Origin of the sequence: Pseudomonas oryzihabitans, assembly GCF_024652905.1 — a bacterium.
In the GTDB taxonomy this organism is placed as follows: domain Bacteria; phylum Pseudomonadota; class Gammaproteobacteria; order Pseudomonadales; family Pseudomonadaceae; genus Chryseomonas; species Chryseomonas benzopyrenica.
On record NZ_CP102428.1, the window covers coordinates 4,365,606 to 4,390,649 of the forward strand.

The 25,044-nt window shown below is 67.2% G+C and carries 15 protein-coding genes and 2 pseudogenes; 9 read left to right on the forward strand and 8 right to left on the reverse strand.

The window, feature by feature from the left end:
• Positions 1 to 27: 27 nt before the first annotated feature.
• The 3 genes from pqqA to NRG74_RS20270 form a co-directional block, all read right to left on the reverse strand.
• Positions 28 to 99, reverse strand: a complete 72-nt coding sequence (gene pqqA / locus NRG74_RS20260) for a pyrroloquinoline quinone precursor peptide PqqA (RefSeq protein ID WP_003243383.1) — start codon at positions 97 to 99, stop codon at positions 28 to 30.
• A gap of 184 nt (positions 100 to 283) precedes the next feature.
• Positions 284 to 2,674, reverse strand: a complete 2,391-nt coding sequence (pqqF, locus tag NRG74_RS20265; protein ID WP_257705152.1) for a pyrroloquinoline quinone biosynthesis protein PqqF — start codon at positions 2,672 to 2,674, stop codon at positions 284 to 286.
• A gap of 315 nt (positions 2,675 to 2,989) precedes the next feature.
• The gene (locus NRG74_RS20270; protein ID WP_257705153.1) at positions 2,990 to 5,422 is read right to left on the reverse strand and encodes a glucose/quinate/shikimate family membrane-bound PQQ-dependent dehydrogenase; all 2,433 of its coding nucleotides are present in this window, start codon (positions 5,420 to 5,422) and stop codon (positions 2,990 to 2,992) included.
• 333 nt (positions 5,423 to 5,755) lie between these two features.
• Between NRG74_RS20270 and NRG74_RS20275 the strand changes: the two genes are divergently transcribed.
• The 9 genes and pseudogenes from NRG74_RS20275 to NRG74_RS20305 all read left to right on the forward strand — a co-directional run bounded on the left by NRG74_RS20275 (position 5,756) and on the right by NRG74_RS20305 (position 18,497).
• Complete coding sequence (locus tag NRG74_RS20275; protein ID WP_064308433.1) at positions 5,756 to 6,697, forward strand: AEC family transporter; 942 nt, start codon at positions 5,756 to 5,758, stop codon at positions 6,695 to 6,697.
• A 182-nt stretch (positions 6,698 to 6,879) separates the two neighbouring features.
• Positions 6,880 to 7,866: pseudogene (locus tag NRG74_RS24745) on the forward strand (HAMP domain-containing protein); the annotation flags it as partial.
• A 141-nt stretch (positions 7,867 to 8,007) separates the two neighbouring features.
• Positions 8,008 to 8,772, forward strand: coding sequence for a methyl-accepting chemotaxis protein (locus tag NRG74_RS24750; protein ID WP_423814404.1), 765 nt, complete (start codon positions 8,008 to 8,010; stop codon positions 8,770 to 8,772).
• Between the two features lie 121 nt (positions 8,773 to 8,893).
• Positions 8,894 to 9,877, forward strand: a pseudogene (locus NRG74_RS24755) (HAMP domain-containing protein); the annotation flags it as partial.
• A gap of 141 nt (positions 9,878 to 10,018) precedes the next feature.
• Complete coding sequence (locus NRG74_RS24760; RefSeq protein ID WP_375379698.1) at positions 10,019 to 10,783, forward strand: methyl-accepting chemotaxis protein; 765 nt, start codon at positions 10,019 to 10,021, stop codon at positions 10,781 to 10,783.
• 343 nt (positions 10,784 to 11,126) lie between these two features.
• Positions 11,127 to 15,983, forward strand: a complete 4,857-nt coding sequence (locus tag NRG74_RS20290) for a PAS domain S-box protein (RefSeq protein WP_257705156.1) — start codon at positions 11,127 to 11,129, stop codon at positions 15,981 to 15,983.
• Positions 15,980 to 16,921, forward strand: coding sequence for a diguanylate cyclase domain-containing protein (locus tag NRG74_RS20295; protein ID WP_257705157.1), 942 nt, complete (start codon positions 15,980 to 15,982; stop codon positions 16,919 to 16,921). The genes NRG74_RS20290 and NRG74_RS20295 overlap by 4 nt, the downstream gene beginning before the upstream one ends.
• 131 nt (positions 16,922 to 17,052) lie before the next feature.
• The gene (locus tag NRG74_RS20300) at positions 17,053 to 18,063 is read left to right on the forward strand and encodes an AI-2E family transporter (RefSeq protein ID WP_064308407.1); all 1,011 of its coding nucleotides are present in this window, start codon (positions 17,053 to 17,055) and stop codon (positions 18,061 to 18,063) included.
• Entirely contained in the window at positions 18,063 to 18,497 is a 435-nt protein-coding gene (locus NRG74_RS20305) for an NUDIX hydrolase (RefSeq protein ID WP_257705158.1), read from the forward strand. Before NRG74_RS20300 ends, NRG74_RS20305 begins: the two co-directional genes overlap by 1 nt.
• A gap of 15 nt (positions 18,498 to 18,512) precedes the next feature.
• Here the strand turns inward: NRG74_RS20305 and NRG74_RS20310 are convergent, their stop codons facing one another.
• The 5 genes from NRG74_RS20310 to NRG74_RS20330 all read right to left on the reverse strand — a co-directional run bounded on the left by NRG74_RS20310 (position 18,513) and on the right by NRG74_RS20330 (position 24,913).
• The gene (locus tag NRG74_RS20310) at positions 18,513 to 18,752 is read right to left on the reverse strand and encodes a hypothetical protein (protein WP_257705159.1); all 240 of its coding nucleotides are present in this window, start codon (positions 18,750 to 18,752) and stop codon (positions 18,513 to 18,515) included.
• A gap of 59 nt (positions 18,753 to 18,811) precedes the next feature.
• Positions 18,812 to 19,528 (reverse strand): carbonic anhydrase, encoded by a 717-nt coding sequence (locus NRG74_RS20315; RefSeq protein ID WP_064308404.1) that lies wholly within the window; start codon positions 19,526 to 19,528, stop codon positions 18,812 to 18,814.
• A 176-nt stretch (positions 19,529 to 19,704) separates the two neighbouring features.
• On the reverse strand, positions 19,705 to 20,616 hold the full coding sequence (gene pbpG, locus NRG74_RS20320; RefSeq protein WP_437181161.1) for a D-alanyl-D-alanine endopeptidase: 912 nt from the start codon (positions 20,614 to 20,616) through the stop codon (positions 19,705 to 19,707).
• 240 nt (positions 20,617 to 20,856) lie between these two features.
• Positions 20,857 to 22,392: an acetyl-CoA hydrolase/transferase family protein gene (locus NRG74_RS20325; protein WP_064308403.1), complete on the reverse strand. Its 1,536-nt coding sequence runs from the start codon at positions 22,390 to 22,392 to the stop codon at positions 20,857 to 20,859.
• 1,069 nt (positions 22,393 to 23,461) lie between these two features.
• On the reverse strand, positions 23,462 to 24,913 hold the full coding sequence (locus NRG74_RS20330; RefSeq protein WP_257705160.1) for an anion permease: 1,452 nt from the start codon (positions 24,911 to 24,913) through the stop codon (positions 23,462 to 23,464).
• Between the last annotated feature and the right edge of the window lie 131 nt (positions 24,914 to 25,044).

Here is a 25,044-nt window from a genome sequence, read left to right on the forward strand (position 1 = left end):
CCCCGGCGAACCGGGGCGTGGGGCGCATCAACGGTTGGCGAAGTACATGGTGACTTCGAAGCCGATGCGCAGGTCAGTGTAAGCAGGCTTGGTCCACATGGGAGGTCTCCTCTTTTGACTGCGAAAGCCGGATGGATCCGGTCGCTGAGTTTAACAAATGTTACCTAGCTAAGGGTTTTTGCCGCGACGAATCGCCGGCGGTCCGGCGGACATAACTGTCTTACCGATCCTGCAACAGATTGACCGCCAGCAGCGGCCCACGCTCCCGGGAAAGTGTTGAAAGCTATGACATCCAGCCGGATGGTGCGGCGGCATTGGCCAGGACGAAGCGCGGCGCCTCGGCGGCGGTGAGCTGCTGCCAGGCCTGCTGCAGGGCCCTGTCGTCCAAGGCGGCCAGGGCGTGTTGCAGGGGCGCAAGATCCAGCGCACCGCTGCGCTGGAAGCCCCACCAGAGGCGCTCGGCCAGAGCAGCGCGTTGAGTGGTGGCGGGGCTGAAGTCGCGTACCAGCTGGCGGATGTTCTGCGCCAGCGTCGCGGACTCGGCCTGCACCGCCTTGAGACTGGCGGCCAGGCAGTCCTCGATTTCCGCGAGGATCTCCGCCGCCCGGGCCTGGGGCGATTGCACGCCGATCAGCAGGCCACCGTGATCGCCCAGCAGGCGATAGGCGGAAAACACCGCATAGCCCAGTTGCCGCTCGCTGCGCAGGCGCCGGAACAGCGGTCCTTGCAGGCGCGCCGCCAGCAGCCGCCAGGCGGCTTCGGTGGCGGGGCGCGCATCGGGTTGCGGACAGAACAGCAGCAGCGCCTGCTGGGCATCGGCGCTGGGTTCGTGGTGCCAGCGGCGACCGGTGCAGCTGGGCGGTTCGCCCAGCGGCGCTGCCCGGGGCTGAGGCGGCGGCGTGAGGGCGGCCAGGGACGCCTGCGCCGCCTGGGGCAGGCCACAGGCCAGAGCCTGCCAGCGTAGGCCTTCTTCATGCTCTTTCAGCGACGTGACCGTATTTAGTCGCTCGGGCAGGACCTTGAGCAACTGGCGGATCAGCATGGGCTCGATCGAGGCTGCGGGGAGCGGCTGGGAAAGGTCCAGCGCGTTCGTCAGGCGGCCAAGCGCCTGCTCCAGCACCGCCGGCAGCGCCGCGGCCCAGCCCTGAAGCCGCAATTCCCAGGGTGCCCCGGGCGGACTCCAGCGCAGGCTGACGCCCGCCTCGGCGGCCAGCCGGGGCAGCGCGCCCAGCACCCGGACATCGGGCGCGACCGGTGCCGGTCCCGGCCATTGCCAGCGCAGAAACAGCAGGCCTTCGCGCTGCTGAGGGGCGAGGGCCTGGCTGATCGGCCAGGGCTGCCTCGTCGGGGCGCTTGGCGTGACGGGGTCGGCGAGCAAGGGATTGATCGGAGGCAGGGCAAAGGGGACGGCGGCGGGAGCTGTTGTGCACGGGGAGTCGGCCAGTCCGGCGGCGAAACCGCTGAGGCGCTCCGGGACCAGTTGCGCGAGCAGCCGTGGCCAGGCGGCCTGGGCGGCAGGGGAGAGCGCCGGTTGTGGCCAGGCGTTTCCGGGCCGATCCAGCCAGAGGCGCTCACCCAGGCGCCTTGCCAGCGCCAGGGCGGGCAGGGTCGCCCAGAGGCGCTGGGTGCGTTCGGCGTGGCCCCGCTGCAGTGCGGCGAGGGGCGTCTGGCGCAGGGCGTCCAGCCAGGCGCACAGGATGCCGGTCAGGTGGCTCGGGTTGGCCTGGGGGCCGGGCACGAGATCCAGTCGGAGTAGGCCCTGGCGGGCCTGGCGATAGGGCCAGGCGAGGGTCAGTCGTTCGGCCTGGCCGGCCTGGCGCAGGGATGCTGCCAGGCCACCGGGATGGTCACCGAGCAGCAGGGTTTCCAGCAGCTCCGCCGCTTCCCAGCTGCCAGGTGGCAGGTCATCGAGGGCGAATTGCAGGGCTAGCGTCGGCGGCGTGGCGATGAGGGTCTGCCAGCGTTCACCTGCAGCCGGGAGCGCTTGCGGCATTACGGATCCGGGCGCCGGGCCAGGGGGCATCAGGGCGCCCTGTTCCCGGGCCAGATCGGCCAATTCGGCCAGCGGTTGCGGCCCGGCCAGCACCAGCAGGGCGTTTTCCGCCCGGTAGTGCTGGCGCTGGAAGTCGCGCAGGGCCGCCTGGAAGGTCGGGTTCTGCAGCGGCAGGCTGTAGCGGTTGCCGGCATGGAAGCCGGCGGCTGGATGGTCCGTGGGCAATCCGGCTGCCAGGGCCAGGTCGCGGCGGGTATCGGCGCTGCGCGACCAGGCGATGAATTCGGCGTGCAACACCTCGCGCTCGCGGCGCTGGGCGTCCGCTGCCAGCAGCGGTGCGGCGAGCATGTCCAGCAGGCGAGCGAGGCCGGCGGCCAGGTGTTCGGGCGCCAGGGCGAAGAAGAAGTCGGTGGTGGTCTCGCGGGTGCTGGCGTTGAGTTCGCCGCCCAGACGCTGCACCAGCGGCATCAGGCCGTCCGCCGCCGGATAGCGGCGGCTGCCGAGAAAGAACAGGTGTTCGAGAAAGTGCGCCAGCCCCGGATAGGCCCGCGGCGCCTGGTGACTGCCGGCGCCGATGCGCACCAGGGCAGCGGCCTGGGGCAGCTCGGGATCGTGCAGCAGGGCGACGGCCAGGCCGTTGGCCAGGCGCAGGCGGCGGTGGTGGGGCGGGGAGCTGGGCATGGGGGTAGCTTAACCGAGTCGGGTGGACGGGATGGAGCGGGGTTTGCCCTCACCCCAGCCCTCTCCCAGGGGGAGTGGGAGCGTTCGAGGCACGGTCTTGACCCCGTAGCGTGGAGAACAGCGCAGCCTTTTCCGCTGGGCCTTAGGTGCCAGGGGGCTCTTTTCATAGAAAGAAAAACCCAGGCGAAAAAAATCCCGGCCAGGCCGGGATTTCGGGGTGGGGCGAGGGGGGTTCCAACAGGATGTCAAAGTGCTCGAAGCATCCTCGCCCCGGACCCTCTCCCGGAGGAGAGGGGAGTTCGGGCGCGAGCGCCCTTACTTCTTCTCGGGCAGGGCGAAGGCCATCACATAGTCACCCTGCTTGGTACCCAGCGAGCCATGGCCGCCAGCGTAGACCAGCACATACTGGCGACCGTCCTTGCCGGTGTAGGTCATGGGGGTGGTCTGGCCACCGGCCGGCAGGCGGCCTTTCCACAGTTCCTTGCCGTTCTTCACGTCATAGGCGCGCAGGTATTGGTCCAGGGTTCCGCTCAGGAAGGCCACGCCACCGGCGGTGGTGACGGTGCCGCCCAGGCTGGGCACGCCCATGGGCAGGGGCAGCGGAACCGGCGAGTTGTCGCGCACGGTGCCGTTCTTGTGCTTGTAGACCAGCTTGCCGGTGGTCAGGTCGAGACCGGCCACATAGCCCCAGGCAGGTGCCTGGCAGGGCAGGCCCAGGGGCGACAGGAAGGCCGACAGGATCACGCCGTAGGGCGCGCCCTTGTTGGGCTGGATGCCTTCGGTCTCGCTCTTGCGCGCCGGCTGATTGGCGATCTCTTCACGGGGGACCAGCTTGGAGGTGAAGGCCATGTAGCTGGGGTTGAGGAAGGCGATCTGGCGCACCGGATCGACCGAGATACCGCCCCAGTCGAACACGCCGAAGTTACCCGGATAGACGATCGAGCCCTGGGTGGACGGCGGGGTGTAGATGCCCTCGTAGCGGTGCTCGCGGAAGGCGATGCGGCACAGCGCCTGGTCGAAGGGCGTACCGCCCCACATGTCGCTTTCCTTGAGGGTCGGCGCGGCCAGGTTGATCGAGGAGACCGGCTGGGTCGGCGAGGTGCGATCGCCTTCCACCGCGCCTTGGGGCACCGGGGTTTCGGTGATCGGGTAGATGGGTTGACCATTGGTGCGGTCCAGCACATAGATGCTGCCCTGCTTGGTCGAGGCCATCAGTGCGGGTTTCACGCCGCCTGCGGTCTTGATGTCCACCAGGGTCGGCTGACCGCCCACGTCCATGTCCCAGAGGTCATGGTGGGTGAACTGATAGTTCCAGCGCACCTTGCCGGTGGCGATGTCGAGGGCGACCACGCCGGCGCTGTACTTCTCGGACGCCGGGGTACGGTTGCCGCCCCACTGGTCGGGCATCTGGTTGCCCATGGGCAGATAGACCATGCCGACCTTCTCGTCGACCGCCATCATCGACCACATGTTGGGCGAGTTGCGGGTATAGATGCCGTCAGCGGCGATGGGCGCGGTGGCGTCCGGGTTGCCGCTGTCCCAGTTCCACACCAGCTTGCCGGTGTGCACGTCGTAGGCGCGGATCACGCCGGACGGCTCGTCGGTGGAGACGTTGTCGGTGACGTGGCCACCGATGATCACCAGGTTGCGGGTCACCGCCGGCGGCGAGGTGGAGTAGTAGCCGCCGGGCGTGAAGCTGCCCATGTTGGCGGTCAGATCGACCTGGCCGTTATCGCCGAAGTCGCTGCACACCTTGCCGGTGTCGGCGTTGATGGCTATCAGGCGGGTGTCGGCGGTGGGCAGGAACAGGCGCCGCGGGCAACTGCTGGCGGCCGGGGTGCTCTGCTCATCGACCGAGATGGCACTACCGGTGGCCGGGCTCTGGCCCGCGGTGGTGGTGCCGGCGTAGGTGGCGTCGTCGTGATAGGCCACGCCGCGGCAGGTCATGTGCGCCCAGCCCTTGAAGCTGTCGGCGTGCTGGGTGCTCAGCTTGGGATCGAAGCGCCAGATTTCCTTGCCGCTGTCGGGGTCCACGGCGATCACCTGGCTGTGCGGCGTGCAGACATAGAGCATGCCGTTGACCTTGAGCGGGGTGTTTTCCGCGGTGGTCTCCTGGGGATCGTTCGGGCCGGGGATGTCGCCGGTACGGAAGGTCCAGACGGGCTCCAGATTCTTCACGTTGTTGACGTCGATCTGCTTGAGCGGCGAGTAGCGATCACCGAAGGCGGTGCGGCCATAGGACGGCCAGTCGCCATCGGCGGCGGTCGGGGCGGCGCTTTCGGTGCCGGCGGTGTCGCGGCCCAGGTCACCGTCCAGACGGTTGTAGTTGACGAACTGGGCGACCAGGGCGACGACCGCCGCGATCACCAGCGAGCCGACCAGTGGCAGGCCGCCGCTACGGCTGTCCAGCGGACGGCGGAACACCGGGATCAGCAGGACCAGGCCAAGGACGAACCAGAGCGCCAGGCGCGGCACCAGTTGCCACCAGTCGAACTGGACTTCCAGTACGGCCCAGGCGGTGGAGACCACCAGGAAGAAGGCATAGACCCAGACCCCGCTGGCCCGCCGGATGCACAGCAGGTAACCGCTCAGGGCGAGCAGCACGCCGCCGCCGAGGTAGTACAGGGAGCCCCCGAGGGTGGCCAGTTTGATGCCCAGCCCCAAGAGGCCCAGGCCCAGGAGCATGAACAGGATGCCGAGTAACCTGGCAGGCAGGCCTCCCGGTCTCGCGTTGGAAGTGACAGTCATGGCAGCGCTCGCAATGCAATCGTGAAAAGAGACTTCGACTCGATCGACGACATCGCAAATCGGAACCGCATGCGGATCTGTCGTCTGCTACGTCTGAACCTGTTGTCTGTCTTATTGTTCCACCCCTTCGCCGGCTTCCTTGGCAGGAGGCTAGAGCGGTCGCGCTGAGGCGAAGCGAGGGATGGATCGGGGGCGTCGTCTGAATCGGGCGGGTAGATAGTAAGCTAAGCATTGATTGATGTCACTTCGCGATGACGGAAGGAAGGGACCCGTGGCGCGCCGTGCCTGCTACCATCGCGAGCCGTTTCCGCGATGCCTTCTGCCATGTCCGACGTGCTTGCCCTGGTCCAGGCGACCTTCGACGTCACCGCCCCGGTCTTCGCCCTGGTGCTGCTCGGCTGTGTGCTCAAGCGGCTGAACTGGATCGATACCGCCTTCATCAATACCTCGTCCGCCCTGGTGTTTCGCGCCACCATGCCGACCCTGCTGTTTCTCGGCATCCTCAAGGCCGACCTCGGCGAAGCCCTGCAACCGCTGCTGCTGGGCTACTTCGCCCTGGCCACGGTGGTGAGCTTTCTCGCTGCCTGGGGCTGGGCGATCTGGCGCTGCCCTCATGCCGATCGCGGGGTCTACGTGCAAGGCGCCTTCCGCGGCAACTGCGGCATCGTCGGCCTGGCCCTCGCGGCCACCCAGTACGGCGACTACGGTCTGTCGGTGGGCGGGATCATGGCCGGCATGGTCATCCTCTTCTACAACGTGCTCTCGACCATCGTGCTGGCGCTCTACAGTCCGCAGCTGGAGGCCAACTGGCGCACCCTGCTGCGCAGCATCCTCGGCAACCCGCTGATCATCGGCATCCTGGTGGCGATTCCCTTCGCCTATTTCCAGTGGCAGCTGCCACGCTGGCTGGACACCTCGGCGCGCTATTTCGCCGGGCTCACCCTGCCGCTGGCGCTGATGTGCATCGGCGCCACCCTGTCGCTGGCCTCGCTGCGCGAAAGCAGTGGCCTGGCGGTGGGTGCCAGCTTGTGGAAGATCGTCTGGATTCCGCTGCTGGGCGTGCTGGGCGCCCTGGCGCTGGGCATCCAGGGGCCGGCGCTGGGCATCCTCTTCCTCTACCTGGGCTGCCCGACGGCCGCCTCGAGTTTCGTCATGGCCCGCGCCGCCGGTAGCAATGCCCAGCTGGCGGCCACCATCGTGGTGCTCAGTACCCTGGGCGGGATGCTGACCACTAATCTGGGCCTGCTGCTACTGAAAGGATTCAGCCTGCTGTAGGGCGTGCTGGCCGGGCATCGGCGTTGTGAGAGCGTTTATCGGCTGGTGCCAGCTAACAGTCAGATTTTACCGTAATAGTGCGTTCTCGACCGTCCCAGGTCGGTTTTCCCTCCAGATAATTATCGCAATCAGCATGTGCGAGGAGCGCGGCTGCCCTTCCCTAAGCCTTTCGCGTGGTATCCATGAAACGCTCGCTCCAATTCAGCCACAAGATCCTGCTGGCGGCTGCCCTCGTGGTGACCATCGCCCTGGCCGGTTTCGCCAGTTTCAACGCCTATCTGCAGCGCCAGGCCATCACTCAAAGTCTCGAAGCCTCCCTGGGCGAGATCGGCCGCATCACCGCCGGCAACATCGCCTACTGGCTGGATGCGCGGGTCAAGCTGATCGACAGCCAAGCCCAGGCGCTCAGCCGCGACAGCAGCCCGGCCAATGTCGCAGGCCTGCTCGAACAGAAGCTCTACACGAGCAACTTCGATTCCACCTACCTGGGTGAGGTCGACGGCACCTTTACCGACCGCCCCCATACCCCCATGGAGGCCGGCTACGACGCTCGCCAGCGCGACTGGTACAAGGCCGCGGTCATCGCCGGTGGCCCCATCCTCACCGAGCCCTATCTCACTGCACCGCCGCAGAGCTTCCTGTGCATCACCATCGCCGCGCCGGTCCTGCAGAACGGCAAGCTGATCGGCGTGGTGGCCGGTGACCTGGTGATGGACAGCCTGATGAAGATGATCACCTCGCTGGACGCCGGTGGCCTGGGCGAGGCCTTCCTGGTGGACGGCGATGGCAAGATCCTGGTCAGCAGCCACGCCGACCAGGTGCTGAAATCCCTCAAGGACGTCTTCCCCGAGCAGACCCCGAGCCTGGCCCCGGGCTTCCATCACGTCCTGCAGGGCGGCAGCGAGCGGCTGGTGAGCTTTACCCCGGTCAATGGGCTGCCCTCGGTCAAGTGGTACCTGGGCCTGTCCATCGACCAGGCCAAGGCCTATGCCCCGGTGACCCAGGCGCGCAACCTGGCCATCGTCGCCACCCTGGTGGCGGTGGTCGCCATCATCCTGCTGCTGGGGCTGCTGATTCGCGTGCTCTTGCGCCCGCTGCACGACCTGACCCGCGCCATGGCGGACATCGCCGAAGGCGAGGGCGATCTGACCCGTCGCCTGCCAGTACAGGCTCGCGATGAGTTCGGCGCCCTGGCCGAGGCCTTCAACAAGTTCGTGGCGCGGATCCATACCTCGATCCGCGATGTGGCCCAGACCACTGGCGAGCTGAATCAGAGTACCCGCCGGGTGCTGGAGGCCTCGCAGTCGTCCATGCAGCAGTCCGATATTCAGGCCCAGCGCACCACCAGCGTGGCCGCGGCGATCAACGAGTTGGGCGCCGCCGCCCAGGAGATCGCCCGCAACGCCGCCCACGCCTCGGGCGAGGCCAGCACGGCCCGCGCCCAGGGCGAGGAGGGTCGCGAGGTGCTCGACGAAGCCCTGCAGGCCATGCAGGCGCTGTCGAGCAAGATCGGCACCAGTTGCGAACACATCGAAGCCCTCAACGGCAAGACCGCCAACATCGGCCAGATCCTCGAAGTCATCCGCGGCATCTCCGAGCAGACCAACCTGCTGGCGCTCAATGCCGCCATCGAGGCGGCGCGGGCTGGTGAAGCCGGCCGTGGCTTCGCCGTGGTGGCCGACGAGGTGCGCTCCCTGGCCAGCCGCACCCAGAGTTCGGCGCAGCAGATCCAGCAGATGATCGAAGAGCTGCAGACCGGCTCGCGCGACGCCGTGGCCCTGATGCAGGAAAGCCAGCGGCAGAGCGCCCACAGCATGCAGGTGGCCAAGAGCGCCGGCGAGCGGCTGGGCAGCGTGACCGAGCGCATCGGCGAGATCGACGGACAGAATCAGTCCGTCGCAACGGCGACCGAGGAACAGACCTCGGTGGTGGAGACCCTGAACATGGACATCAGCGAGATCAACCTGCTGAACCAGCAGGGCGTCGACAACCTCCAGGCGACCCTGGCGGCCTGCACCGCCCTGGAAGCCGAGGCCGGTCGCCTGCAGCGACTAGTGGGCGGCTTCCGGATCTAGAGGGGAAGGTAAAAAGGTATCGCCGCTACGCTCAAGTAGTCTGATTGATACCCGATAACGAGGGCGATAGGCCATGCCTCGCACACGGCATGGCTCCCCCTCGCTACGGACGCAGACCTGTATGAAGCGACACCTGAAATTCAGCCACAAGATCCTGCTGGTCGCGGCGCTGGTCATCACCACCGCGCTGGCTGCCTCGGCCGGCTTCAATGCCTACTTGCAACGTCAGGCCATTGATCAGAGCCTGAGTGCCAACCTCGCGGAAACCGGTCGGGTCACCGCCGGCAACATTGCCTATTGGCTGGATACCCGGGTCAAGCTCATCGAAGGCGAGGCCCAGACCCTGGCACGCGACCGCTCGCCCGAGGGGCTGGTGGGCCTGCTGGATCAGAAGATCTATACCGGCAACTTCGACTCCACCTATTTGGGCGAAGTCGACGGCACCTACACCACCCGACCGCTGCGCAACCTGCCGGCCGGCTACGATCCGCGCAAGCGGCCCTGGTACGCGGCCGCCACCGCCGCCGGCACCACGGTGCTGACCCCGCCCTATATCTTCGCCTCCTCCGGACAGCTGGGCGTGACCATCGCCACCCCGCTGCAGCGTGACGGCCAGCTGGCCGGCGTGGTGGCCGGCGACCTCAACCTCTCGGCGCTGGTGGAGATCATCACCTCGCTCAACGTCGGCGGTCTCGGCGAAGCCTTCTTGGTGGACGGTGACGGCAAGATCCTGGTCAGCAGCCATCCCGAGCAGGTGCTCAAGACCCTCAAGGACGTCTTCCCCGAGCAGACTCCGTCTCTGCAGCCTGGTCTGCACGCCGTCACCCAGAATGGCAGTGACCGCCTGGTGAGCTTCACCCCGGTCAATGGGCTGCCCTCGGTCAAGTGGTACCTGGGTCTGTCCATCGACCAGGCCAAGGCCTATGCCCCGGTGACCCAGGCACGCAACCTGGCCATTGGCGCCACCCTGGTGGCGGTGATCGCCATCATCCTGCTGCTGGGCTTGCTCATCCGCGTGCTGCTGCGTCCGTTGCACGACCTGACCCGCGCCATGGACGACATCGCCGAAGGCGAGGGTGACCTGACCCGCCGGCTGCCGGTGCAATCCCGCGATGAGTTCGGCGCCCTGGCCGAGGCCTTCAACAAGTTCGTGGCGCGGATCCATACCTCGATCCGCGATGTGGCCCAGACCACTGGCGAGCTGAATCAGAGCACCCGCCGGGTGCTGGAGGCCTCGCAATCCTCCATGCAGCAGTCCGATATCCAGGCCCAGCGCACCACCAGCGTGGCCGCGGCGATCAACGAGCTGGGCGCTGCCGCCCAGGAGATCGCCCGCAACGCCGCCCACGCCTCGGGCGAGGCCAGCACGGCCCGCGCCCAGGGCGAGGAGGGCCGCGAGGTGCTCGACGAGGCCTTGCACGCCATGCAGGCGCTGTCGAGCAAGATAGGCACCAGTTGCGAGCATATCGAAGCCCTCAACGGCAAGACGGCTAACATCGGCCAGATCCTCGAAGTCATCCGCGGCATCTCCGAGCAGACCAACCTGCTGGCGCTCAACGCCGCCATCGAAGCCGCTCGGGCTGGTGAAGCCGGGCGTGGCTTCGCCGTGGTGGCCGACGAGGTGCGCTCCCTGGCCAGCCGCACCCAGAGTTCGGCGCAGCAGATCCAGCAGATGATCGAAGAGCTGCAAACCGGCTCGCGCGACGCCGTGGCCCTGATGCAGGAAAGCCAGCGGCAGAGCGCCCACAGCATGCAGGTGGCCAAGAGCGCCGGCGAGCGGCTGGGCAGCGTGACCGAGCGCATCGGCGAGATCGACGGCCAGAATCAGTCCGTCGCAACGGCGACCGAGGAACAGACCTCGGTGGTGGAGACCCTGAACATGGACATCAGCGAGATCAACCTGCTGAACCAGCAGGGCGTGGACAACCTCCAGGCGACCCTGACAGCCTGCACCGCGCTGGAAGCCGAGGCTGGTCGCCTGCAGCGGCTGGTAGGCGGCTTCCGCATCTAGCCCTCGCGGCAACCCTGGAAAGGGAGAGCTGACCTCAGGTTGGCTCTCCCTTTTTGTTGTCCAGCGGGTCAGCAACGCGCGCGTGAGCGCCGTGGTCCGCCTGCCATTCGTCAGAAAAAGTAAAACTAATTAGCGCGCGAACTCGCTCTGGTCTGCTGTTTTTAGCGCCTTCGCCGCTGGGGTCCCGCCAGGCCGGCGATCTATGGCATCAAGAAAGTCTTTTTTTCCGCCGATGGGCTAAGCGTTACCGCCAGGTCTGCTAGCGGCCCGCGTCCAGCACGGCGCCGGCCCGGCCTGGTACCGCCTAACCTACGGCGTGGCACCCTTTGCCACCAGGGGCTTCATGTTCAGCAGGCTGTGCAAATCCTCTCGCGTACGCTGGAGTCTCGGCGTCTTTCTGTTCGGCGTCCTGCTGACCAGCCTGACCATGCGCCATCTGACCGAGCGCAACGAGCGACAGGTACAGACGGCCCTCAACGCGGCGGCGACCGACGTGCGCGAGCAGATCGCCGAGCGGCTGCGGGTTTATGAGTACAGCCTGAGCGGCATGCGTGACGTCATCGTGGTGGCCGGCGCGGGGCTGTCGCGGGAACTGCTGGAGCACTACGGTCGTACCCACGACCTGAACCAGGAGTTTCGCGGGGCCCGTGGCATAGGCTTCATCCGCCGGGTTCCCGTCGACGAGGAAGAGCGCTTCGTCCACGAAGCGCGCGCCGATGGCTGGCCGGACTTCGCCATTCGCAGTTTCGCGCCCCATGGCGGCGACAGATTCGTCGTCCAGTACGTCGAGCCGGTGGCGCTCAACCAGCGTGCCGTCGGCATGGATGCGGCGTCTGAGCCGGTACGCCGCGAGACGGCGGTGCTGGCCATGCAGCGGGGTAGCATGCACCTGTCGGGGCCTGTGGAGTTGCAGGCCTATCAACCGCCCGAGCGCGGCTTGCTGCTGATGCTGCCCATCTACCGTGACGGCCTGCTGCCCAAGGACCTGGCACGCCGCGAGGCCGCTACCCTTGGCTGGTCCTATGTGCCCCTGAGCATCGAGGAACTGTTCGGCAGCCTGCGCCTGGATATCCCGGGTCTGCTGATCCGCTTGACCGACGTGACCGAGCCGGCGCGGCCCACGCTGTTCTATACCCGCGGCGATACCCGGGAGCCGGTCGCCGAGGGACTCTCGGAAGTGAGCGCCACCCGTGATGTCTATGGGCGGCGCTGGCAGATGGCGTTTACCGCCACCCCGGCCTTCATCGCCGGCCTCAACCTGGTCTCGATACCCCTGGTGCATCTGGTCGGCAAGCTGGTCAGCCTGCTGGCCGCCGGCCTGACCTTCGCGCTGTTCACCACCCGCCAGCGGCGCCGCCAGTACCAGCAGGATCAGGCCAACCTCACCGCGGTGGTGGAAAGCTCCTCCGACGGCATCATCAGCAAGGACCTCCAGGGCGTGGTGCTGAGCTGGAACCACGCCGCGGAAGAGCTGTTCGGCTACCGTGCCAGCGAAGCCGTGGGCCAGCGCCTGCTCGATCTGGTGGTGCCCACGGAGCTTGAGCACGAGGAGTGGTCGGTGCTCGCGCGCATCGGCCGCGGCGAGCCGGTGCCGCACTTCGAGACCCGTCGTCAGCACCGCGACGGTCACCTGATCGACGTCCTCGTCAGCGTCTCGCCCATGCGCGGTCGTGACGGCCGGGTGGTCGGCGCTTCCAAGACGGTGCGCGACATCTCGCTGCAAAAGGCCGCCCAGGCTGAGATCCTGGCCCTCAATGCCCGACTGGAAGAGCAGGTGGCCCAGCGCACCGCCGAACTCAGCCAGACCAATCGCCTGCTCGGCGACGTGCTGCGCGCGGCCTCCGAGGTGGGCATCATCGCCACCGACCGTACCGGTCGCATCACCCTGTTCAACGAAGGCGCCGAGCGGCTGCTCGGCTATCGCGCCGCCGAGGTGGTGGGACTCTGGCAGGCCAGCGACTTCCATCTGCCGGACGAGCTGGCGACCCGGGGCGCGGCCCTGGAAGCCGAGTACGGCCTGCCGGTCGCCGGTTTCCGGGTGCTGGTGGAGCGCTCCGAGCGCGCCGGTGCCGACGCTCGGGAGTGGACCTTTGTCCGCCGCGACGGCGAACACCGCGACGTCAGCCTGGTGGTGACCACCATGCGCGATGCCGCCGGCCAGATCAGCGGCTACCTGGGCATCGCCTCGGACGTCACCGAACGCAAGGCCGCCGAACAGGAGCTGGCCGCCAGCCTGGCCCTGACCCGGGCGATCCTGGATACCGCGGTCAGTCCCATCGTTACCGTGGACAGCCATGGCCTGGTGCGCTCCTTCAATCCGGCCGGCGAACGCATCTTCGGCTATCGCGCCGACGAGGTGGTCGGCCAACCCATCCGCCGCCTGATCCCCGGCTATCTGGCCGGCTACGAGGCGCTGTTCAGCTGTCCGCAGGAAATCTCCGACGACCAGGCCGGCCCGCAGGGGCAGGAGATGGAAGGCCGTCGCGCGGACGGCAGCGTCTTCCCCATGACCCTGAGCCTGGGAGTAATGTGGACCGACGGCGAGCGCCTGGCGGTGGCCATCATCGCCGACATCACCGAACAGAGCCGCCAGCGCCAGGCGCTGCTGCAGGCCCGCGACCAGTTGACCATGGCCGCCGACGTCGCCCAGCTGGGCATCTGGTGCTGGCAGCCCGATACCGGCCAGGTGCAGTGCAACGAGCGGATGTTCGAACTCTACGAATGGACCGAGGCTCAACGCGCCAACGGCATCACCTACAACGACTGGCGCGACCGAGTGCACGCCGACGACCTGGTCAGCGCCGAAGAGCGCCTGGGCGCCGCCATGGCCGGCCGCGCGGTGTTCGATCCGGTGTTCCGGGTGCGTCGTCAGGACGGCTCGCTGCGGCACATCATCGCCGGTGCCCGCACCGAGCGCGATCCGCGCGGGCGCGTGCTGCGGGTGGTGGGCATCAACCGCGACATCACCGAACAGCTGGAACTGGAGAACCGGTTGCGCGAGGAACGCACCCGCGCCGACCTGGCCAGCCAGGCCAAGTCGTCCTTCCTGGCCAACATGAGCCACGAGATCCGCACGCCGATGAATGCCGTGCTGGGCATGCTGCAGTTGCTGCAGCGCACCACGCTGAACGCTCGTCAGGACGACTACCTGACCAAGGCCCAGCAGGCGGCGCGCTCGCTGCTGGGACTGCTCAACGACGTGCTGGACTATTCCAAGATCGAGGCGGGCAAGCTGCAGCTGGATTTGCACCCCTTCAGCCTGGAGCAGGTGCTGCGCAACCTGGGCGTGGTGCTCTCCGGCAACAGCGGCGAGAAGAACGTCGAGATCAACTATCACCTCGACGCCGGGTTGCCCACCGCCCTGATCGGCGACAGCCTGCGGCTGCAACAGATCCTCATCAACCTGGCCGGCAACGCCCTCAAGTTCACCGAGGCGGGGCAGGTACTGGTCAGCGTGCGCCAGCTGTCCCGCGTGGACGGCCAGCTGCGCCTGGAATTCTCGGTGCGGGACACCGGCATCGGCATCAGCCCGGCCCAGCAGGAGCAGCTGTTCCAGGGCTTCACCCAGGCCGAGGCTTCGATCAGCCGGCGCTTTGGCGGCACCGGGCTGGGTCTGGCCATCTGCAAGCGCCTGGTGGAGCTGATGGATGGCCAGTTGCAGGTGGAAAGCGAATTGGGAGTGGGCAGCCGCTTCTGGTTCGATGCCACCCTGGCGGTGGACAGCCAGGGCGAGGCCCAGCTGGCGCCGGTCTGTCGCCGGGTGCTGCTGGCCGACGACAACATCCTGGTCGGCGAGGTGCTGGTGGAGACCCTGGCGGCCCTTGGCTGGCAGGTGGATCTGGTCACCAGCGGCGCCGCCGCCCTGGCGCAGGTCGCCCAGGCCCAACAGCAGGCGCAGCCCTATGAGGCGGTGCTCATGGACTGGCGCATGCCCGACGGCGATGGCCTGGCCACGGCCCGGCAACTGCGCGAGCACCAGCAGGCCAGTCGACCCAAGGTCATCATGCTCACCGGCTTCGGCCGCGACTTCCTCACCGAAACCCAGCAGAGCGCCGACGCTCCCTTCGATGACTACCTGACCAAGCCGGTGACCCCAGCGCAGATCGTCGAGGTGGTGGAGCGCGCCCTGGGCGCCGAGATCCCGGCTGGCGTGCACGCCGCCGCGGTGGTCGACGAAAGTCGTTGCCTGGCCGGGCTGCGCCTGCTGGTGGTGGAAGACAATGCCCTCAACCGTCAGGTGGCCGCCGAGCTGTTGCTGGCCCAGGGCGCCCAGGTGGAGCTGGCGGAGGGCGGGCTGGAAGGCGTCGAGCGGGTGCTCTCCGGCGCGCCGCTGGACGTGGTCATCATGGACATGCAGATGCCTGACATCGATGGTCTGGAAGCCACCCGGCGCATCCGCGCCGACGGTCGCTTCCGCACCCTGCCGATCCTGGCCATGACCGCCAATGCCTCCCATACCGACCGTGATGCCTGCCTGGCCGCCGGCATGGACGACCATATCGGCAAGCCCATCGACCTGGAATTGCTGGTCGCCCGCCTGCAGCGCCTGACCGGGCAGGAGGTGAACGCCGCGCCCACGGCCGCGCCGGTCGCCGAGGATCGCCAGGTGGAACCCCTGAGCATCGTCCTGCGTCGCTTCGGTGGCGATGCCCGGCTGTTCGGCTCGCTGCTGGAACGCTTCGCCGAGGACTCCGCCGGTCTGCTGGAAGCCCTCGCCCGGGCCTGGCATACCGCCGACAGCGAAGCCGCGATCGCCGTACTACACTCCCTCAAGGGCAGCGCCGGCACCATGGGTGCCCAGCGCCTGGCCGCGCGCGCCGCCGAGGGCGAACGCGCCGGCAAGGCCGGGGCGGGCGTGCCCACGGAGGTGGCGATGGAAGTGGCGACTCTGCGACAGCTGCTCGACGAGGCCCTGGCCGAGTTGCGCGGCGCCCTGGCCGACATCCTGCCGCCGCCGGTGCGTACCGACGCGGACACCGACCCTGACACTGACACCCAGGTCGACTGGCCCGCCCGGCTGGACGAACTCGAACAGCTGCTCAGCCAGGGCAACCTCGACGCCCTGGACCTGGTCGCCGAGCTGCCGGTGCACTGCCGCGCCGAGGCCCAGGTGCGCTACGACCTCTTTCGCGCCCAGGTCGAGACCCTCGACTTCGCTGCGGCGCTCACCACCCTGCCGGATCTGAAGGAAGCCCTATGACACCGCCGACCGCCGAGGCCGCCGGGCGGCGCAGCAAGCCCAAGTTGCTGATCGTCGACGACCAACCGCTGAACATCCGCATCCTCCACGAACTCTTTCGCCAGGACTGCGAGACCCTGATGGCCACCAGCGGCGCCCAGGCCTTGCAGTTGGCCCTGGCCCAGCAGCCGGACCTGATCCTGCTCGACGTGATGATGCCCCAGCTCGACGGCCACGAGGTCTTGCGCCGGCTGCAGGCCGATCCGGCCACCGCCGCCATCCCGGTGATCTTCGTCACCGGCCAGGAGGGCCCGGACGAAGAGGTGACCGGTCTGGAGCTGGGCGCGGTGGACTTCATCAGCAAGCCGATCAATCCGGTCATCGTCCGCGCCCGGGTGCGCACCCAGCTGACCCTCAAGGCGCAACGTGACGCCCTGCGCAGCATCGCCCTGGTCGATGGCCTCACCGGCGTCGCCAACCGGCGTCAGTTCGACGAGGCGCTGCTTCGCGGCTGGCGCCAGAGCCAGCGCGAAGGCATGCCGTTTTCGCTGATCCTCATGGATATCGATCACTTCAAGGCCTACAACGACCACTATGGCCACCTGGCCGGCGACCAGTGCCTGCGTCAGGTCGCCCAGGCGCTGGGCCAGGGCCTGTTCCGCCCCTACGACCTGCTTGCGCGCTACGGCGGCGAGGAATTCGGCTGCCTGCTGCCGGGCACCGATCTGGAGGGGGCCAGCCAGGTCGCCGAGCGGCTGCTGCAGCAGGTCCGCGACCAGCGTCTGACCCACGGCTATTCCTCGGTGACCGGCTACGTCACCCTGAGCCTGGGCGTGGCCACCGCGCTGCCGCCCACCGCCGTCGATCCGGCCGCCCTGATCACCGCCGCCGATGCGCAGCTCTATGCGGCCAAGCACCAGGGCCGCGCGCAGGTCTGCGCCGCGGAACTGGCCGGCTAGGAAGGTGGATTGAAAAACGCCCGCCCGGGTAATGCCGGGTAACAGAGGTCCGGGCTTTCTTCGCTGTCCAGGCTGGGCGGCGAGGCGGCAGACTGTCAGACTGCGGGCAGGGATTCTGCCGCCGGTAATCTATGTACGCCTTCACGCAACGCCAGGCCATCTTGGCCAGCTGGATCATCGTCTTCACCGCGCTCTATCTGGTTCTCCCGCTCAAGCTCCTGCCCAGCCTGCTGGCCGGCCTGCTGGTGTACGAACTGGTCAACACCCTGGCCGGGCGCCTGCAGCGGCAAATGCCCGGCGGCGGCGCGCGCTGGCTCGCCGTGGCCCTGCTCGGCGCCCTGGTGGTGAGCCTGCTGACGCTGTTCTTCGTGTGGTTCACCAGCTTCATCATCCAGGAAGTCCAGAACCCCGGGCGGCTGCTGGACAAGTTCATGGTGCTCACCGAGCGTGCCCGCGCCCAGCTGCCACCCTCGCTGGACGCCTACCTGCCAGCCAACGCCGACAGCATGAAGCAGGAGCTGGTGGAGTGGGTGCGCGCCCATGTGGCGCAACTGCAGCTGTTCGGTCGGGATGCGGCGCGGACCTTCGTCATCGTGCTGATCGGCATGATCCTCGGCGCCATCGTCGCCCTGCAGCCCACCCCTGATCCCGAGCGCCTGCGCCCGCTGTCCGGCGCGCTGCTGGTGCGGCTCGGCCTGGTGGCCCAGGCTTTTCGCAACATCGTCTTCGCCCAGATCAAGATCTCCCTGCTCAACACCACCCTGACCGGCATCTTCCTGCTCGGGGTGCTGCCGCTGTTCGACGTCCATTTGCCGCTGGCCAAGACCCTGGTGATCCTCACCTTCATCCTCGGTCTGCTGCCGGTGATCGGCAACCTGATGTCCAACACCCTGATCTTCATCGCCGGCCTGTCGCTGTCGATCTGGGTCGCGGTGGCGGCGCTGGGCTACCTGATCGCCATCCACAAGCTGGAATACTTCCTCAACGCTCGCATCGTCGGCGGCCAGATCAGCGCCCGTTCCTGGGAGTTGCTGGTGGCCATGCTGGTGTTCGAGGCGGCCTTCGGCCTGCCGGGGCTGGTGGCGGCGCCGGTGTATTACGCCTATCTCAAGAGCGAGTTGAAGGCGGAAGGGCTGGTGTGATGAACGGCCAGATCCGCGTCCTGGCGCTCTGTGTCCTGCGTCAGGGCAACCGCATCCTGGTGCGTGAGACGCAGGATCCGCACGATGGCCGAAGTTTCTGCCGGCCCCTGGGCGGTGGCGTGGAGTTCGGCGAAACCAGCCAGGCGGCCGTGCATCGCGAGATCCGCGAAGAGCTGGGCGTCGAGCTGGCCGAGTTGAGGCTGCTGGGCACCCTGGAATCGCTGTTCAGCTACGCGGGACGGCCGGGTCACGAGGTGGTGCTGGTCTACCTGGCCGAATTTGCCGATCGGCAGCTCTATGCGCAGACCGAGCTGCCCGGCCAAGAGAGCGATGGTGAAGCTTTCATGGCCACCTGGCGCTCGCTCGATTCCTTTGACGACACCTGCCGACTGGTCCCCGAAGGCCTGCTGGAGCTTGTCACCAGCGCTAACTGAGGCCTTTGCCGCTCACTAGCGATCCAGATTCGCCCACATGCGCTGCCAGAAGGCGCCGGCTTCTTCGTTGATGGTGCGCCACCGCTGTTCCAGACGCTCGCGTTCGGGCGTGCCCAGGTCGTCCGGACAGGCCAGGTAGCGATCGGCGGCGGCCTGGGCTTCGGCCTGCAAGCGGCGCCATTCGCGCACGTCATCCAGCCAGCAGCGGCCGGTGACGGTCTCGTAGTACTGGTGGGCGATCGCGTCTTTGCTCATGGGGCTTTCCATATAGGGGATACAGCCCTAGACCGCACCTGAAGCACGGGGTGCCCGCCTCAGACGTCGAAGAAGTCCACATGGCCGTTTTCCAGGGTGTAGTAGGCGCCCACCACCTTGACCCGACCGTCCTGTTGCGGCGCGAGCAGGGTCGGCTCGGAGGCCGCGCGCAGCCGCCGGACCGTGCGCTGCACATTGCTGCGCACCGCGGCTTCCAACAGATCCGTTGGATTGCCGGCGCGGGCGCTGAGCACCGCCGGCAGGATGGGTTCGATCATGGCGCCGATGGCACCGGGATAGAGGGCGTTCTGCTCCACCACCGCCACCGCGGCTTCCACCGCGCCGCATTTCTCGTGGCCCATGACCACGATCAGTGGCACGCCCAGCTGGCTGATGGCGTATTCCACCGAGCCCAGGGCGGTGGTGTCCAGGGTATTGCCGGCGTTGCGCACGATAAACAGCTCGCCCAGGCCACGGCCGAATAGCAGCTCCGGCGAGACCCGCGAATCCGAACAGGACACCAGCACGCAAAAGGGCGTCTGGCCCTTGGCGATCGCCAGACGCCGATCGCGGTTGGTTTCTCCATGCAGGGGCTGGTCGTCCATGAAGCCCTGGTTGCCGTCGATCAGCCGTTGCAGGGCCTGCTCGGCAGTGAGGGTGGTGTGGGCCTTGGCCGGCGCGGCCAGGGCAGGCAGGGCCAACGGGGCCAGGGCAGCGGCCACCGGCAGGCAGCAGGCGCAGTGCAGGAGTTGGCGACGTGACAGGGCGGGCTTCATCGGGACACCTCTTGGCGTGGGGGCGTGCCGGTACTGCGGTCTCCAGCGCTAGGGATAACTATTGTCCGCCGCCGCCGATCCTGCCAGGCGAGGCGGCGCGTATCCGACCCGTGGAAAAGCGCCAGGCATGAAAAAGCCGCGTCGGAACGCGGCTTCGGGACTCGCTCAGGCGGGCGTCACTGCCGCGCCAATACCGTGCTGCGACCCGCCTTGGGCGCGCCCGGCAGGGGGGTCAGGGCGCCGGTTTCCAGCCAGCGACGGACGCGGGTGGCATCGGCCATGTGGGTGAACTTGCCGAAGGCGTCCATCACCACAAAGGCCACCGGACGACCGGCCATCACGGTGCGCATCACCAGGCAGTGACCGGCCTTGTCGGTGTAGCCGGTCTTGGTCAGCTGCACACTCCAGTCGGCGTTGTAGACCAGGTGATTGGTATTGCGAAAGCCCAGCACATAGTTGGGATTGTGGAAGGCCTGGGTCTTTTCCGGGGTGGTGCTGAGCTGACCGAGCAGCGGATAGCGTTCGGTGGCCTTGAGCAGGGTGACCAGATCACGCGCGGTGGAGACGTTGAGCGGCGACAGGCCGGTGGGCTCGGCGTAGCGGGTGTTCTTCATGCCCAGGGCGCGGGCCTTGGCATTCATGGCGGCGACAAAGGCGCGCTGGCCACCTGGATAGTGGTGGGCGAGGCTGGTGGCGGCGCGGTTTTCCGAGGACATCAGCGCCAGTTGCAGCATGTCGCGCCGGGTCAGCTGACTGCCCAGGCGCACCCGCGAGAAGATGCCGCGCATGGCCGGATTCTCGCTGATGTCGATGTCGATGGTCTGCTCCAGCGGCAGCTTGGCATCGAGCACCACCAGGGCGGTCATCAGCTTGGTCACCGAGGCGATGGGGGCGACCTGATCGGGATTCTGGGAAAAGAGCACCTGATTGGTCTTGAGGTCCACGACCAGGGCGTGGTTCGAGGCCAGGCGCTGGGCGGTGGCGGCAGCCGCAGCCTTGACCTTCGGTGGGGTCTGGGCCAGGACGGCCGGACTCAGCCCGACCAAGCCAGCCAGCAACAAGCCGGCGAGTTGATGACAGATCTTCACGGTAGCAGCTCTCAAAGGGGGCGGAATTAGAACAACCGCGAACGGCAATGCCCCTTGCAGATCAAGGACATTGCTCAGAGATTTCACGTCTTTTATCACCCGGAATGTCGGCTGGGAATCCGACAGGAGAGCTTTTTACACAGCGCGCTGGCAAAAAGTCACAATTAGTTGCAGATGGGCGACGAACGGCAGGGATGGCGGAGCGAAAGGGCGCCCGAGAAGGCTCGGACGCCTTGCCTTTCAGTCGTGGGCTTCCTGAGCGGCGGGGCCGAGCATGCTGCCGGTGACCAGATAGCGCTCGTGCCAGGCCAGGGCCTCGGGCAGCAGGTGCGGGGTGTGCTTGCCATGGCTGCCGGCCAGGGCGCGCGCGAAGTAGTCCTCCAGTGCCGGGCGGAAGCTGGGGTGCACGCAGTGTTCGAGGATGGCCCGGGCGCGCTGCTTGGGGCTGAGCATGCGCAGGTCGGCCAAGCCTTGGTCGGTGACGATTACCGAGACATCGTGCTCGGTATGGTCGACGTGGCTGACCATGGGCACCAGGGTCGAGATCAGCCCGTTCTTGGCCGTGCTCGGCGCCATGAACACCGACAGATAGGCATTGCGGGCGAAGTCGCCGGAGCCGCCGATGCCGTTCATCATCCCCGTACCCATCTGGTGGGTGGAGTTGACGTTGCCATAGAGGTCGGCTTCGAGCATGCCGTTCAGAGCGATGCAGCCCAGACGGCGCACCAGTTCCGGATGATTGCTCACCCCCTGTTGGCGCAGGATGATGCGCTGGCGCAGCGCTTCGGCGTGCTCGAGGAAGCGCTCGATGCCCGCCGGACTCAGGGAGAAGGACGTCGCCGAAGCCAGTTCCATCTTGCCGCTGATGAGCAGTTCCAGCATGCCGTCCTGGATCACCTCGGTGAAGGCGGTCAGCCCTTCGAATTCGCTCTCGGCCAGGCCCTGCATGAAGGCGTTGGCGATGTTGCCGACCCCCGACTGGATCGGCAGCAGGTTGGCCGGGATACGACCCTGACGGACCTCGAAGCGGAGAAAGTCCAGCAGGTGCGCGGCGATGGCCTGGGAGGCAGCGTCGGGGGCCTTGAACGGGCTGTTGCGATCGGGGGCATCGGTCTCCACCACGGCCACTACCTTGTCCAGCGGCACCTCCAGGTAGGGCGAGCCGATGCGGTCGCCGGGGTGCGCCAGTGGAATCGGCGTGCGGTGGGGCGGCAGGGCGCCGTCGGTGTAGATGTCGTGCATGCCGTCCAGGGCATCGGGCTGCCAGCGATTGACCTCCAGGATCACCGCATCGGCCATGTCCAGCCAGGTCTTGTTGTTGCCCACCGAGGAAGAGGGCACCAGCAGACCGTCTTCGCGGATCGCGGCGATCTCCACCACCGCCACGTCGATCTTGCCGAAGAAGCCATAGCGCACCTTTTCCGCCAGTTGGCCCAGGTGGATGTCCATGTAATCCAGGCCGCCGGCGTTGATGCGGCTGCGCAGCTCCGGATCGGACTGGAAGGGCACCCGCAACTCGATGCCATCGACCCGCGCCAGGGCACCGTCCAGCTCCGGTGCGGTGGAGGCACCGGTCAACACCTTGATGCGAAAGGGCTCGCCGGCGCCATGGCTGGCGGTGATGCGCTGGGCCAGGGCGCCGGGCACGGCCTTGGGATAACCGGCCCCGGTGAAACCGCTCATGCCCACGGTCATGCCGTGACGGATGAACTGCGCGGCCTGCTCGGCGCTCTGGCGCTTGGCGGCGAAACCGGGATGGCGAATACGGTGGGACATGACGACCTCTGCGGGTGTTATCGAAAGCACACTAAGAATGTGGATTCTACGCCGAAGGGATGCTTAGGTCCCTAAGCAAAAGGTCGGGTGAAAGGGAAAATTTTGGGGGAGTGGGGCGTAGGTTGGGTTGAGAAGGCTTTACCGTCGAAGCCCAACGGTGCCTAGTCATTCCAAACATCGGTATTTGTAGGTTGGCGCTGAGCGCAGCGAAGCCCAACGGATTAGGGTTGTGGGTGCCCTAGCTGTTTATCGTGGTTTGCTGATGCTTTTTTTCGCCCACCCGGGCGAGTCACTTTTGCCAGTCGCGGCTACGCGCCCCGGACAAAAGTAACCAAAAACGCTGTCCCCACGTTTCGGCCCTCCGCTGCGCTCCGAGTGATTCGCTCCGCTCACCCTTCGGGCCAGCCAGTAGCTGTTACTCCGCTTCGCTACGTTTCCCTCGCTCCGGCGCCGTGGCAGGGGCACGGCACGAAGGGGCCTCCTGCCCCTCGCGCCTTGCTCGACGTCCTGCCTCGCATCCCCGCGCGACCCCTACACTCGGCCTCACTGACGGGGACGGGGCGCAAGCCTGAGGATTCGGCGTTCAGGGGGCGTAGCGTGGAAAACCGCGCAGCGTTTTCCACTGAGGAGGTAACGCCTATCGCGTGGACAAGGCTGCGCCGTTGTCCACCCTACTGGTTTGCACCGAAGGCATCAGGCGCGCGAATCGCCCCGTTCAGGAGGGCGAACGCCGGCGTCGTGGAGTGGGTCGAGCCGCATGGATGCGGCGAGAGGCCTAACGGGCCATGGACGGCCCGTGTAGGCCGACCCCGGAATGGCGCTGGCGTGAGCGGACCTGGAGCGAAGCGGAAGGCCGGATGGTCGGGGCAAGCGTTTTTGCTTACTTTTGTCCGGGGCGCGCAGCCGCGATTGGCAAAAGTGAGTCGCCCGGGTGGGCGAAACAAAAGTCATCAGCAGACTACGATAAACAGTTAGGGCACAGGTAAGCCCAGGCAGAAGACCAAACTCCGCAATGTTGGGCTTCGCTGTCGCTCAACCCAACCTACGGTGCTCCGTCCGGGCCTCCGCCTCACGCCACCATCATGATCCACGGCACCCCGATCCCCAGCAGCACCAGCAGGAACAGCGCGCCGAAAATGGTTCCCAGTCGCCAGTAGTCGGCGCTGGGCAGGTAGCCGCTGCCGTAGTACACCGGACTCGGCCCGGTGCCATAGGGGGTGATGATCCCCATCAACCCCAGCGAGGTGCCCAGCAGCAGGGCGAATACCGGCAGGTCGATGCCGGGGATGCCCATGCCGGCGGCCAGCATCACCGGCAGCAGCGCGGTGGTGTGGGCGGTGGAACTGGCGAACAGGTAGTGGGCGAGATAGAACACCGTTACCAGTACCACCATGGCGGTGCCGGCGTGGAAGCCGCCCAGGTGGCCGGCGACCCACTGGCCGAACCAGGCGACGAAGCCGACCCGGGTCAGGCCGTCGGCCAGGGCCACCAGGGTGGCAAACCAGGCGAAGGTGTTCCAGGCGGCCTTGTTGCCCAAGGCATCGTTCCAGGTGATGACCTTGAGCAGCAGCATCAGCACGATGACCAGGATCCCCACCAACGCCGGGTCGGCCCAGGCGGCGCCAAAGATCCACAGCGCCAGGGCGCCGATCACCAGGGCCAGCAGCAGCTTTTCATCGCGTGTCAGCGGGCCGAGCGCGGCCAGTTCCTTGGCCGCCCACAGCGGCACCTGGTCGTTGTGCTTGATCTCCGGTGGATACAGCCAGTAGGCCAGCAGCGGCAGCAGGGCCAGCAGCAGGATGCCCATGGGTGCGGCGGCGATGAACCACTGGCCCCAGCTGATGTGCACCTGGGCGGTCTTCTCGATCAGGGCGGCGGCCAGCAGGTTGGGCGCCAGGGCAGTGAGGAACAGGGTACTGGTGACGCAGGTGGAGGAGATCGCCACCCACATCAGGTAGGAGCCGATGCGCCGCGCGCTGGGGTCGTTGGGCTTGGAATCGTAGAGCAGCGGCAGGTTGCGGATCACCGGGTAGACGGTGCCACCGCTGCGCGCGGTGTTGGACGGGGTGAAGGGGGCCAGGGCCAGATCGGCCAGCATCACCGCGTAGCCCAGGGTCAGGGTCCGGCGACCCATGGCCTTGACCAGCAGCAGGGCGATTCGCCGCCCGAGTCCGGTCTTCTCATAGCCCAGGGCGAACATGAAGGCACTGAAGATCAGCCAGACGGTGTTATTGGAAAAGCCCGCCAGACCCCATTTCAGTGCCTCCTGGGGCGCGCGAAAGCCCGGTGTCGCCAGTTGCGCCGGGCTGAACAGCACCCAGGGCGCCAGCAGGGCCGCCAGGGCTACCCCGATCAGGCCGATCACCGCGCCGGGCAGGGGTTCGAGGATCAGCCCCACCACCACCCCGGCGAAGAGGGCGAAGTACAGCCAGGCGTGAGCGGGCAGGCCCTCCGGTGCGGGCAGCAGCGCCAGCAGTCCGGTGACGGCGAGGGGCAGCAGGAATTTCCAGGTGGTACGCATCGGGCGCTCGCAGATTCCGGTGGTCTCGGGAAACCGGCCTGGGCCGGGATGGCTGACGACGGACAGGACACTGGCCGTGAGGACAAGATGCCATCAGCGGCAGCAAGCTTTGCAAAGGTCGAGCGCCTTTC